The 12,677-nt window shown below is 56.2% G+C and carries 11 protein-coding genes; 7 read left to right on the top strand and 4 right to left on the bottom strand.

From position 1 onward, the window contains the following. Window positions 1-160 precede the first annotated feature (160 nt). Both pepF and NNL35_RS14835 read left to right on the top strand, forming a co-directional pair. Window positions 161-1,960, top strand: a complete 1,800-nt coding sequence (gene pepF / locus NNL35_RS14830) for an oligoendopeptidase F (RefSeq protein ID WP_254553560.1) — start codon at window positions 161-163, stop codon at window positions 1,958-1,960. Window positions 1,961-2,194: 234 nt separating this feature from the next. Continuing rightward, complete coding sequence (locus tag NNL35_RS14835) at window positions 2,195-3,274, top strand: lactonase family protein (protein ID WP_254553561.1); 1,080 nt, start codon at window positions 2,195-2,197, stop codon at window positions 3,272-3,274. 61 nt (window positions 3,275-3,335) lie between these two features. Here the strand turns inward: NNL35_RS14835 and NNL35_RS14840 are convergent, their stop codons facing one another. Both NNL35_RS14840 and NNL35_RS14845 read right to left on the bottom strand, forming a co-directional pair. Beyond that, on the bottom strand, window positions 3,336-3,977 hold the full coding sequence (locus NNL35_RS14840; RefSeq protein ID WP_254553562.1) for a peptidylprolyl isomerase: 642 nt from the start codon (window positions 3,975-3,977) through the stop codon (window positions 3,336-3,338). Between the two features lie 833 nt (window positions 3,978-4,810). Further along, entirely contained in the window at window positions 4,811-5,728 is a 918-nt protein-coding gene (locus tag NNL35_RS14845; protein ID WP_006677596.1) for a DMT family transporter, read from the bottom strand. Between the two features lie 164 nt (window positions 5,729-5,892). Here NNL35_RS14845 and fumC point away from each other — a divergent pair, with 164 nt between their 5' ends. The 4 genes from fumC (at window position 5,893) to NNL35_RS14865 (ending at window position 9,768) form a co-directional block, all read left to right on the top strand. Beyond that, on the top strand, window positions 5,893-7,269 hold the full coding sequence (fumC, locus tag NNL35_RS14850; protein ID WP_006677597.1) for a class II fumarate hydratase: 1,377 nt from the start codon (window positions 5,893-5,895) through the stop codon (window positions 7,267-7,269). A gap of 146 nt (window positions 7,270-7,415) precedes the next feature. After that, the gene (locus NNL35_RS14855; protein WP_006677598.1) at window positions 7,416-8,453 is read left to right on the top strand and encodes a glycoside hydrolase family 18 protein; all 1,038 of its coding nucleotides are present in this window, start codon (window positions 7,416-7,418) and stop codon (window positions 8,451-8,453) included. Between the two features lie 492 nt (window positions 8,454-8,945). Next, window positions 8,946-9,338 carry a cupredoxin domain-containing protein gene (locus NNL35_RS14860; RefSeq protein WP_006677599.1) on the top strand — a complete coding sequence of 131 codons (393 nt, stop codon included), beginning with the start codon at window positions 8,946-8,948 and terminating at the stop codon, window positions 9,336-9,338. A 103-nt stretch (window positions 9,339-9,441) separates the two neighbouring features. Further along, window positions 9,442-9,768 (top strand): hypothetical protein, encoded by a 327-nt coding sequence (locus NNL35_RS14865; RefSeq protein WP_006677600.1) that lies wholly within the window; start codon window positions 9,442-9,444, stop codon window positions 9,766-9,768. 153 nt (window positions 9,769-9,921) lie between these two features. On the opposite strand, the gene NNL35_RS14870 is transcribed toward NNL35_RS14865, so the two are convergent. Beyond that, window positions 9,922-10,527, bottom strand: coding sequence for a pentapeptide repeat-containing protein (locus NNL35_RS14870; RefSeq protein ID WP_006677601.1), 606 nt, complete (start codon window positions 10,525-10,527; stop codon window positions 9,922-9,924). A gap of 177 nt (window positions 10,528-10,704) precedes the next feature. Next, window positions 10,705-11,349 (bottom strand): metal-dependent hydrolase, encoded by a 645-nt coding sequence (locus tag NNL35_RS14875; protein ID WP_006677602.1) that lies wholly within the window; start codon window positions 11,347-11,349, stop codon window positions 10,705-10,707. Between the two features lie 174 nt (window positions 11,350-11,523). Here NNL35_RS14875 and NNL35_RS14880 point away from each other — a divergent pair, with 174 nt between their 5' ends. Continuing rightward, window positions 11,524-12,657: a zinc-dependent alcohol dehydrogenase gene (locus NNL35_RS14880; RefSeq protein WP_006677603.1), complete on the top strand. Its 1,134-nt coding sequence runs from the start codon at window positions 11,524-11,526 to the stop codon at window positions 12,655-12,657. The last annotated feature ends 20 nt before the right edge of the window (window positions 12,658-12,677 follow it).

Genomic DNA, 12,677 nt, shown 5'->3' on the forward strand with positions numbered 1-12,677 from the left:
GGGCTTTGGAACGGAGTACGACAATGCGCGCTCCTCGGAAACTGCCGGGGAGTGTTTTTCTTTTTCAAAGGATCGGCTCTATTTGTGTCCGTTTTGTGATAACATCGTATTCAGGATAGAGTGGATATTCTATTTTATGGCAAAAAGGAGAGTTGATCGCATGCAAGCTAGACCGAAACGTTCTGAAGTGCCGAACGAGAAGACATGGAATTTGAGCGATCTGTTTTCAACTCAGGAAGCATGGAAGGAAGAATTGATGCAGATTCAAAAGGATGTGGCCGAGGTCGCCCGGTATGAAGGAAAGCTGGGCGAGAGCGCAGCCTCGCTGCTCGCCTGTCTCGAGGCGCGGGACGCGCTCGTTGTACGAATGTCACGGGCAAATACATATGCGCATCTGCAGCAGTCCGGGGACGGCACGGATCCGGTCAACCAGGCGAACTCCAGCATCGCGGGCGATATGCTCTCGCAAGTCAATTCGCAGCTGTCCTTTATTTCGTCCGAGATTTTGGCGCTGCCGGACGGCACGGTGGAGCGATTCCTCGAGGAAGAGCCGAAGCTGGCCATCTACCGCAAAGGGCTGACCGATTTGCTCGAGACGAAGCCGCATCGCCTGTCCGCGGAGACCGAAGCCGCTTTCGCTTCGTTGGGCGAGCTGTTCGGCGCACCGTACCGCATTTATCTGCGCAGCAAGCTGTCGGATATGTCATTCGCTGACGTGGAGGCAGGGGACGGAACGAAGTGGCCGGTCTCGTTCGCCCTCTATGAAGGCAAATATGAAATGTCCGCCGACCATACGCTGCGCCGCGCTGCATACGCCTCCTTCTCGGAGACGCTCAAATCGTACCAGCATACGTTCGCGCAGACGTACGCGACGGAAGTGAAGAAGCAGATCGTCCTGTCCCGCCTGCGCAAGTATAACTCCGTTACGGAGATGCTGTTGCAGCCCCAGGAAGTTACGCTCGAGATGTATCATCATATTTTGGATATTATCCAGGAGCAATTGGCGCCTCACATGCGCCGCTACGCCAAGCTGAAGCAGCGCGAGCTCGGGCTCGGCAAGATGATGTTCTGCGATCTGAAGGCGCCGCTCGATCCGGAATACAATCCGCATATTTCGATCGAAGAGGCAGGGAAGCTGATTGCCGAATCGCTGGAGGTGCTCGGTCCGGAATACGGCCAGATTATGCAAGACGCGCTGAACAATCGCTGGATTGATTACGCCGATAACATCGGTAAATCGACCGGCGCGTTCTGTTCGTCGCCGTACGGGGCGCATCCGTACATTCTCATCTCCTGGGCGGACAATATGCGCGGGGCATTCACGCTGGCGCACGAGTTGGGCCATGCCGGCCACTTCGCGCTTGCCGGCCGCTATCAGCCGTATGCGACGTACCGTCCGGCGATGTACTTCATCGAAGCGCCGTCGACGATGAACGAGATGCTGCTGGCCCAGCACATCATGAAGCAATCGTCGGACAACCGGATGAAGAGATGGGTCATTCAGCAGCTGTTGAGCACATACTATCACAACTTTGTGACGCATCTTCTCGAAGGGGAGATGCAGCGCCGCGTATATGATCTCGCTTCCGCCAATGAGCCGCTTACCGCGAAGACGCTGTCCGAGCAAAAAGGCGCTGTCCTCGCCAAGTTCTGGGGCGACGCTGTGGAGCTGGATGAGGGCGCTCATCTGACGTGGATGCGCCAACCGCATTACTACATGGGCCTGTATCCGTACACGTATTCCGCAGGGTTAACGGTATCAACCGCCGCCGCGCGGATGATCCAGGAGGAAGGCCAGCCGGCCGTCGATCGCTGGCTTCAGGCACTCAAGGCAGGCGGCACGTTGAAGCCGCTCGACCTTATCAAGATTACTGGCGTTGATATGTCCGGCCCGGCTGCGATCGAGGAAGCCGTCGCTTATGTCGGCTCGCTCGTCGATGAGCTGGAGAGATTGTCTTAATCGAATCGAGAGAAGAACAGTAGCGGTGTCTCCCGGGAAGCGGGGGACATCGCTGCTTATTGACCGGGACATTCAGATCGCGCCGGTTCATGATGCACCCCCGACGCCACAGCTTGCATCCTTGCATCCTTGCATCAGGGGGAAGAACTTGCTTCTGCTATTGATTTGCCGCGGCGGATAAGTGTACATTAGAACAATGGACAAGTAACAGGATGTGACAAGGAGGAAGACAACATGGCAGAACGTATGCTTGTTTTTGTCGGTTCCTATGCAGACGGCTCCGGCAGCGGGGTCTATGTGTACGAGTTCGACGAACAGAATGAATCGCTGACATTGACAGATGAAGTATCCGGCCTTCGCAATCCAACCTTCGTTAATCTGGACGCGGAAGGCCGCCGGTTATATTCGATCGTGGAAGGAACGAACGGGGACGGAGGGAAGACAGGGGAAGCGGCCGCTTTCGCCATCGATCCGGCGGCAGGCAAGCTGGAACTGTTGAACCGCTCCTTCACGGTTGATGCGCCGACCTGCCATATTCAGCGCGATTCCGGCAGCAACCATATTGTAGTGGCGAGCTATCATGGCGGACGGATAGCGCTGGTTGCGCTGACGGACGACGGCCGTGTCGGCGAACAGCTGGACGTTCAGCAGCATGAAGGGCACGGGCCGAATGGCGACCGGCAGGAGAAGCCGCATCCGCACTCCGCCTTCTTCAGCCCGGACGAGCGTTATCTGTTCGTTCCGGACCTGGGCATCGATCGAATTCGGGCCTATGCGATCGACAAGGAACGCGGCAAGCTGCAGTTCCATGGCGAGACAGCTGCCCAACCGGGAGCGGGTCCACGCCATATGATGTTCCATCCGAACGGGAAGCTTGCTTTTGTCATCAATGAGCTGGACTCCTCGATTACCTCTTATCACTATGATGCGGAGCAGGGAACGCTGCAGCCGATTGCGACCGTGCCGACGCTTCCTCCGGGCTTCAGCGGGGAGAATACGTGCGCGGAGATTGCGGTATCGGAAGACGGAGCCTATCTGTACGGCTCGAACCGCGGTCACGACAGCATCGCCGTCTATGCGATCGACACGGCGGCAGGAACGTTGACGCTAGTGGAGCATGTGTCCGTGGAAGGGGAGCATCCGCGTCATTTCGCGCTGACACCGGGCGGACGTCACCTGATCGCGGCGAACCGGGATACGAACAACCTGGTTCTGTTCCGCGTGGACAAGGCGACCGGCAAGCTGACATTTACCGGGAAGAGCGTTGAGGTCTCGAAGCCGGTCTGCGTCAAGCCGGCCTATTTTGAGGTATAAGCACACAATAACGATAGAGAACCCCCGCCGGAATATCTTCCAGTAGGGGTTCTTTCGCGTTTTATTTACTTTCCGGTTCCTTGATCGTCTCCGGCTCCTTATACTCAACGCCGAACGTATCTACCGTGATCTTCTTAATCTTCTGATCCTCTGCCGGACGGTCATTCGCATCCCGCTTCGCGTTGGCAATCTCATGCACCGTCTCGATTCCGGAGGTCACTTTGCCGAATGCGGCGTACTGCCCGTCCAGATGAGGCGCATCCGCATCCATAATGAAGAATTGAGAGCCGGCCGAATCGGGATCCGTGGAACGGGCCATCGAGATAACCCCTTCCGTATGCTTCAGATCGTTGGTTACGCCGTTCGATGAGAATTCGCCCTTGATGCTATAACCTGGTCCGCCTATTCCGGTTCCTTGCGGATCGCCGCCCTGGATCATGAAGCCGGGAATGACCCGATGGAAGATGAGTCCGTCATAAAAGCCTTTGTTGACTAACGAGATGAAGTTGTTGACGGTGTTCGGAGCGGTGTCCGGATACAATTCCACTTCAATCTTCTTGCCGCTCTCCATCTCAATCGTGACAAGCGGATGCTTGGCGCTGCCTGCGCCGCTCGCGTTGCCGCAACCCGCGACGACCATCATGGAGATGATAAGCAGGGCCATGAGGGTCAAGCCTGTGCGCTGTCTGTTACTTCGTCTCATGCATTCATTCCTCCTACCTCTTGCTATGAAAATATCTCATACTTTACAGTATGCCATCGAATGGGTGCAAGAGCAAACAGTCGGCCCGGCAGCAGGGACGGAAAGGAGTGAGGACACCACTTCGTTATCCTGGTTATAGTTGCCGAAGCGGTTCCCGAACAGACTGACCCCGCCCGGATGGCGGACAGCTTCGCGTGTCCGCTCACGGCGTAGTGATCTTGCTGCGTTGGCGGACAGGCAGCAGGCTCCACAGGCGGGTTGGTGCAACGCAGCAAAGTATATAATTATTGAGTAAACGGTGTAAACAGGATTTACCCAGGATGGAATGAGAAGGATTGTCGTGGATGCGCGGTTATTTCGAGAATAGGGAGGTGTAGGGAGGTGGTTTTACTCCCCTTTTGTCCATTCTCCCCTCGGCTCAGCCAGCGCCCTGACGGAAAGGGAGAACTCGGGAGGACAGAGTACCTATCGCTTATCGCTGAGTTAAGGGGATAACGGGCAAAAGGCCCGTCTCGACTTATGTGTAGTGAAGCAATGTGTGCTGAAGCGATGGGATAATGAACGAAAGGCCCGCCCCCGGCTCATGCGTGGCTGAAGCAATGGGATAGTGAACGAAAGGCCCGCCCCCGGCTCATGCGTGGCTGAAGCAATGGGATAGTGAACGAAGGCCCGCCCCCGGCTCATATGTGGCTGAAGCAATGGGATAGTGAACGAAGGGCCCGCCCCGGCTCATATGTGCTGAGTCGATGGGATAATGAACGAAAGGCCCGCCCCCGGCTCATGTGTGCTGAAGCAATGGGATAGTGGGCAAGAAGCAGGGGCAGTGCCTTGATCTATTTCGGCGACAGGCTCGTCTCCGCGGTCGGAACGTTAACCTGTCTGGGCTTGTCGAATTGAAGGAAAATCCACACGCCCGCAATGAGCAGGACGCAGGCGGATGCCTGCAGCGCCGTCATCATCTCGCCAAGCAGAATCCAGGCCAGCAGGCTGGCTCCAACCGGTTCGCCCAGCACGCTCATGGAGATGGAGGTGGCACTGACATATTTCAGCAGCCAGTTGAAGAGCATATGGCCGAGCACCGTCGGAATGAGCGCCATCAGCAGGAACAAGAGCCACTCGCGAGAAGGATAGCCGTTCATCGGATAGCCGGCTCCCATGTTATAGAGGGCAAGTACGGCTCCGGCGACGAAAAAGACGGTAAAGTTATATACATAAGATGAGATGCGTTGGCGCAAATCTTGGCCGAGCAGCATATGTACGACGACAGCAACGGTACCGAGCACGGACAGCAGATCGCCGTACAGCGCTTGTCCCGATAATCGCAGATCGCCCCAGCCGATCAGCAAGACGCCGAAGATGGCGATGACGATCCCGGCCAAGGCCGCCGGCGTCGTCCGCTGCTTGAACAGCCAGAATGAACCGAGCATGACAAGAATAGGCTCTAAGGACAGGATCATTGTCGAGCTCGCGACGGTTGTATGACGAAGCGATTCCATCCAGAGCAGGAAGTGGATCGCCAGGAACAGGCCGGATATCCCCATGCGCAGCCAGTCCTTGCCGCGAACCGCGCGCCATTCCGCACGATAAGCGAACGCCCAGGGCAGCAGCACGAGATTCGTGAGCAACAGGCGATACATGGCAATAATAGAAGCGGGGGCTTCCGACCATTTGACGAAAATGGCGGAAAAGGAGATTGCGATGATTCCGATAATGAGAAGCAGATAGAGATGGGATGATTTTCGGGCAGACATCGGTTTATGCACCTCGTAGTTTTTTGATCTTGGTTGTCACGATCAGCTAGTATATCGCATTTGGAAGGAACAATAAAGAGGGGGGCGGAAGAAGTTTCGGGCAGGGCATTTTGGCTGTAAGATATGAGAAACGGCAGTGAATGATGATAATGGAGGTGAGTCCGATGGATGTTCGGGTGGAACGGGACACATTCGGCGAATTGCAGGTTCCTGTGGATAAGCGATGGGGGGCTCAGACTCAGCGCAGCCTGGAGAATTTCAAAATCGGCGCAGAGAAGATGCCGCGCGAGGTCATTTACGCGCTGGCCTTGATTAAGCAGTGTGCCGCCCGCGTGAATGGCGAGCTCGGACAGCTCGAGAAGGAGAAGGGCGAGGCGATTGTTGCGGCGGCCCAGGAGCTGCTGGACGGCCGGTATGATGATCATTTTCCGCTGGTGGTCTGGCAGACGGGAAGCGGCACGCAGACGAATATGAACGTCAATGAAGTGATTGCCCATCGGGCGAATGAACTGCTGGCCGAGCAGGGGATCGTCATGCGGGTGCATCCGAATGATGATGTCAACCGATCGCAGAGCTCGAATGACACGTTCCCGACGGCGATGCATGTCGCCGCGTTCATCGCGGTGGAGGATCAAGTGCTTCCTGCGCTGCATCGGCTGAAGAGCACGCTGCTTAACCAATCGAAGCAGTTCCGCGATGTGATCAAGATTGGACGGACGCATTTGCAGGACGCGACGCCGCTTACGCTGGGGCAGGAGATCAGCGGATGGCACCGAATGCTGGAGAAGTGCGAGGAGTACATTATCGAGAGCTCCGGCGCTCTATTGGAGCTGGCGATTGGCGGAACGGCGGTCGGCACCGGGCTGAACGCGCATCCGAAGTTCGGACAATTGATGGCTAGAGAGCTGAGCAAGGCGACCGGTCGCGAGTTCATCACGGCCCGGAACAAGTTCCAGTCGCTGACCAGCCATAACGAGATCGTTCATCTCCACGGCGCGTTGAAGGCGTTGGCGGCCGACCTGATGAAGATTGCCAACGATGTGCGCTGGCTGGCAAGCGGTCCGCGAACCGGAATTGGAGAGATTCTCATTCCAGCGAATGAACCGGGGAGCTCGATTATGCCTGGCAAGGTGAATCCGACGCAAGCTGAGGCGCTTACGATGGTCGTCTGTCAGGTGATGGGCAACGATGTCACGATCGGGATGGCGGCAAGTCAGGGCAATTTTGAGCTGAATGTATACAAACCGGTGATTATATACAACTTCTTGCAGTCAGCGAAGCTGCTGGGGGATGCGATGCAATCGTTCCATGACCACTGTGTCGTCGGCATTGAACCGAACCGCAAGGTGATCCGGCGCAATCTGGAGCAGTCGTTAATGCTTGTGACCGCGCTTAACCCGCATATCGGCTACGAGAAGGCGGCGGCGATCGCGAAGCTGGCGCACCAGGAGGGGCTGACGCTGAAGGAAGCGGCCCTTCGCACCGGCCTGCTTACGGAGGAGCAGTTCGATGACATCGTGAAGCCGCAATCGATGGTATGAAGATGACCGGAAGGGGACTGCCTGATAGTTCCGGCCAGGGGGCAAAAGAACATTCAGGCGGTTCTTTTCATAACATTTTGGACGTTCATTCGGCTTCCGTCTGTGGTATGATGATATCGAAAACGCACCTGGAAGGAATGAGAGTTATGGCAGCTCATAAATACATATTGGCCGGCTATGCGGTGGATGGCGTCCTGCCGGAGATTACCCCGGTGGATGCGGCGAGTTTGACACATTTGAATGTAGCGTTCGGTTATGTGAAGGAAGACTGCATTACTGTGGCGCATTTGAAAAATCTTGGATCGATTGCTCAATTGAAGGAATATAACCCGGAGCTCCAAGTGATTCTGTCGGTGGGCGGCTGGAGCGCCGGCGGGTTCTCCGAGGCAGCGTCCACTGCGGAAGGACGCCGCAAGTTCGCGGAGTCTGCGGTTGAGATTTTGCGGAACCATCCCTTCGACGGGATCGATCTGGACTGGGAGTATCCGTGCTATTCGGAAGCGGGAATTCAATCCAGTCCGGCGGACAAGCAGAATTTCACGCTGCTGCTGCAGGAGATGCGAGAAGCCATCGACAGACAAGGGGAAGCCGATGGCCGCCATTACTTGCTGACGATTGCCGCGGGGGCCGATCAGTATTACATCGACGGAACCGAGATGGATAAGGTGCAATCATACCTCGATTTCATTCAGCTGATGACCTATGATATGCGCGGCGGATTCCAGACTCTGACCGGGCACCACACCAATCTGTATGCGTCGACGGGAGACCTGTTCCGCATCAGCGTGGACGCATCGGTTCGTCTCTTCACGAACGCAGGCGTGCCGCGCGAGAAAATCGTCATTGGCGCCGCCTTCTATTCGAGAATGTGGAAGGATGTTCCGGCCGTCAATAACGGCTATCTGCAAATGACCCCGGGATCCGGCGGCTACGGGCCGGACTACTCCCGTCTCGCGGAAGAATATATCAACCGCAACGGCTTCACCCGCTACTGGGATGACGAAGCGAAGGCGCCGTACCTGTTCGACGGCAGCACCTTCATTACGTACGATGACGAGGAGTCGCTGGCGTGCAAGTGCAGCTATATTCAAGAGCAGAATCTGAGAGGGATCATGTTCTGGGAGTACAGCTGCGACAAGACGGGCACGCTGCTGAGCGCGATGTACAACGGATTCAAGGGCTGAACGGGGCAAGACCGGCTCCGGATCGGCATGTTCCGGTCCGGTGCATATTGAGGACAAACGAAAAGCTAGAGATGCAACGGCGAATCGATAAGATTCGCCTGTTTTTATGTTAGCGGGCAAGGGGCCGTAACGTGAATGGAGTAGCCTGGGCAGGGGCAGTCGAAGGAAAAGGAACATTTTGTCACGATACGTTCAAATATCGTTCACCTTCCGTTCATAATACGTCCATATTCGTGATCTGTATTATAGCTATACTGGTTGTAAGGGAGAGAAAACGATGAAGCATGACAGCGAATGGTTCATCCGCATCGCTGCCATCTACTCGCTTATAGGCGCCTTGCACGGCACCGGCCTATTCTACTACATATTCTCAGATTGCTGGTCGCTATTTTTCTCTTTCTTGCCATTGTCCTGTTCGACAAGCGGCTGTTCGCCAAGAGTTAACGCTCTTGGACGGTAGGAACGAGTCAATTGGATAAGGAGGTCTTTGTGGTGAACAAGAAATTTGCTCTCGCGGCAATGACAATGCTGTTGGCTGTCTCGTTGGCTGCCTGCGGCGGCGGGAACAAGGATGCGGGTGCATCCAACAATGAAGGGGCGGCTCCGGCAGCTTCTTCCGGCGATGTGCAGGCAGTAACGCTGAAGGCCAAAAACTTCGAGTTCGATCAGACCGAGATTCGGGTCAAGAAAGGTCAGACGGTCAAGCTTACATTCGAGAACGAGCAGGGCATTCATGGCGTAGAGATCCCGGATTTGAATGTGAAGCTCGATCAGCCGGGCACGACCGAATTCGTGGCTGACAAGGAAGGGACTTACGAGTTCAAATGCTCGATTATGTGCGGTTCCGGCCATAACGACATGGTCGGCAAAATTATCGTTGAGTAATCGGAACCGGGATGAGTGGTTCAACGCAACGCATGGCCTGTCTGCGGAGAGGCTGTGCGTTTCTTTGTTGGATGCCGCTGTCATCGCCTAAGGAGTGAATAGGATGTCTCGGAAAAAAGGCTGGATTGCCCTCATTGCGGCAGCGATCATGATTGGGGCGCTGTTCGTCGTTCCGGTGACGCTGCATCCCCCGGATTCGACCCGAATCGTCCTGGATCATACCTATCAGACGTATATTACGCCTCCGTGCTACGACCGGGCGGAGGTCACCAACAATTTGGCGGAGGGCGCCCTCAAGCATTTGAAGGACTACTCGTCCTATTTGCCTGAGTCGGCATGCACCCGTGATTCTCTGGCGCCGCAGGAGGTTACGGCCAGCGTATGGCTGGGCCAGATGCTGGGCATCGGCAAGGGGCCGTGGGATTGGTAGGCCACCATATGCGGGGAAGCATCCGAAAGAGAACAAAGCAGCTCACAGGAGCTGCTTTGTCTGATCATCGGCTCCTGCCGATGATGGGCTGGTGGGGCGAGAGTGATTCGCCGGTTCCAGCTGTGGCCGCCTGCCGTTATGACGCGCAGGAAGCTAGTCGATCTTGGCGCCATGGGAGCGGGCGAAGGCGACGGCTTGTCCGCTATCGAGACGCACGCCCTGAATATCAAGTCCTTTCCAATGGATGCCTTCCAGATTGGCTCCGCGCAGATCGGCGCCCTTCCAGGACACCTTCGTCAACATCGCATGCGTCAGATCGGCGTCTCGCAAATCCGCCTTATCGAGCCGGCATTCCGACAAGTCGGCCTCGATCAGCCTCACGCCGCGCAGCTTCTGCTTGGTGAGATTCGCATGCCGCATATGGGTGTACGACCAATCGCCCCCCACTATCGTAATTCCGTCCCAGTTCGCATTGGCGAAATCGGTGCCGACCATTTTACATTCCTCGAACTTGGAGGCGAACAGATTGACGCCGACGAAGCGGCAGTTGGTGAACGCGCTGCGCGTATGAATGGAGCCGTTCAGAATGGCGCCTGTAAAATCACAATCGATGAACTGGCAGCCCCAAGTCCATGCTTCCTCCATGCCGGTGCTGCGGAAGCGGCAGTTGGCGAAGACGCAGTTCCGCAGCTCGCCGTCCCGCAGATCGGCATGGCTGAAATCTACGCCTTCATAGTGCTGGTCAACATATTGATACATCGCAATGAAGCCTCCAATGACTGCTTGCCCGAATCGAATTATTTCCCTACGGACAGTTGCTAACCTGATATCCTTCATCGTATCAAGATTGCCGCCAACGGGCAATGCGTTATCATTCCGTCTTAGCGTTAAAAACTCGGGCCGGCTCGTCGGCTGTCCGCATCCTACTCGGCGTGCTTACAACCGAAGCTTGAACGACTTGCTCCAGAGCGGGTACAGCCATTTGACGCCGCGCGGCGTGAGCGTGTCCGCAATGAGATGGGACATATACCCGGCCGTGGCGACAGCGGCGACCCCGTCCAGCTGCAGCTCATGCTCCAGTCCCAATCCTATGTACCCCCAAGCACAGGCGGCCCATACCGTATGCGTCAGCCCCCGGTGCCGGAGCCAGGGAGCGATCGCGATGAACAGCCCGAGTCCGATGAGCCAATACCGGTCCGATGTCCAGCCGGAATAAATAAGTGCGCAGCCTACCAAGCTGACCAGGCCATTGCGAATGGCCCCTTCCTTGGCGATAAAGCCGGTAAGCAGAAGAACGACGGAGATGACGGTCCATTCCCGGTGCTCGATTCCATACACGGCATACAGAATCAGGACGGCTGAGACAAGCAGCCCTCCGGTCCATACAAGCAGCTCATGAAGCAGCTTCGACAGCTTGCCCAGCTTGCTGCTAAGCAGAGAGGGTCCGTCCAGATCGGCGCTTAAGGCGGAGAAGGCCGAGACCGCGACATACAGGGCGGCATGCTTCCAGCTGAACGGATAATAGATTGCCGCAGCCGTGCCGATTGCGGTTCCGATAGCAAGATGTGTTGAGCCTTTCATGATAACCTCCTCTGATCCCCTTGCAAACATATGTTTGCGTACCCCTGATTATACTTGCTTTCGTTCCTTGGGGCAACCAACAGCGGACCTAATTGTTGCTTCAGGACAAGGTATAAAAGGCGGGGAGGGTTTGCACATTATGAAAAGGCTGGAAAATTGGATTGGAGGGTCACCATGAGAGCGGTTACGTATCAAGGTCCGAAAAAGGTCGAAGTGAAGCAGGTGGAAGACCCGCGCATCGAGAAGCCGGACGATATCGTGATTCGCATTACTTCGACGGCGATTTGCGGATCCGACCTGCATTTGTATCAAGGCAATATTCCGCTGCCTGACGGATATATTATCGGCCATGAGCCGATGGGCATCGTGGAAGAGGCGGGCCCGGAGGTAACGAAGGTGAAAAAAGGCGATCGCGTAGTCATTCCGTTCACCGTCGCATGCGGCCAATGCGTGTATTGTCAGGATGGATTGGAGAGCCAGTGCGATCAGGCGAATCCTCATTATGATTCAGGAGGATATCTCGGCTATAGCGAGAAGTTCGGCAATTACCCGGGAGGGCAGGCAGAGCTGCTGCGGGTGCCGTTCGGCAACTTCATGCCGCTCGTCATCCCCGAGTCATGCGAGCTGGAGGATGAATCGCTTCTCTTCCTCTCGGATGTGCTGCCTACGGCGTATTGGAGCGTGGAGAACGCCGGGGTCAAGGCGGGCGATACGGTCATCGTGCTCGGATGCGGTCCGGTCGGCCTGATGGCGCAGCGCTTCGCCTGGATGAGAGGGGCGAAGCGGGTGATCGCGGTCGATCATCTTCCTTACCGGATGCAGCACGCGGAACGCATCAACAAGGTGGAGGTATTCGACTTCACCGCTCATGACGATATGGGCGAGCATCTGAAGGACATCACCTCCGGCGGGGCCGATGTCGTCATCGATTGTGTCGGCATGGACGGCAAAAAATCGGCCCTGGAGTTCATTGAGCAGAAGCTCAAGCTGCAGGGCGGCACGCTCGGTCCGATTCAGATCGCGACCAAAGCGGTACGCAAATGCGGCACGGTCCAGATTACCGGCGTGTACGGCAGCACGTACAACATGTTCCCGCTGGGCGCATTCTTCGCGCGTAATGTTACGTTGAAGATGGGACAGGCTCCGGTCGTGCATTTCATGCCGGAGCTGTACCGCAAAATTGTGAATCGGGAGTTCGATCCGCGCGAGCTGATTACCCATAAGCTGCCGCTGGCGGAAGCCGGGCGCGGGTATCAGTTGTTCAATGATCACGAAGACAATTGCATTAAGGTCGTCTTGAAGCCATAGCCGATACCGTATCGGAATCG

It is taken from the genome of Paenibacillus dendritiformis (assembly GCF_945605565.1).
Taxonomy (GTDB): Bacteria; Bacillota; Bacilli; order Paenibacillales; family Paenibacillaceae; genus Paenibacillus_B; species Paenibacillus_B dendritiformis_A.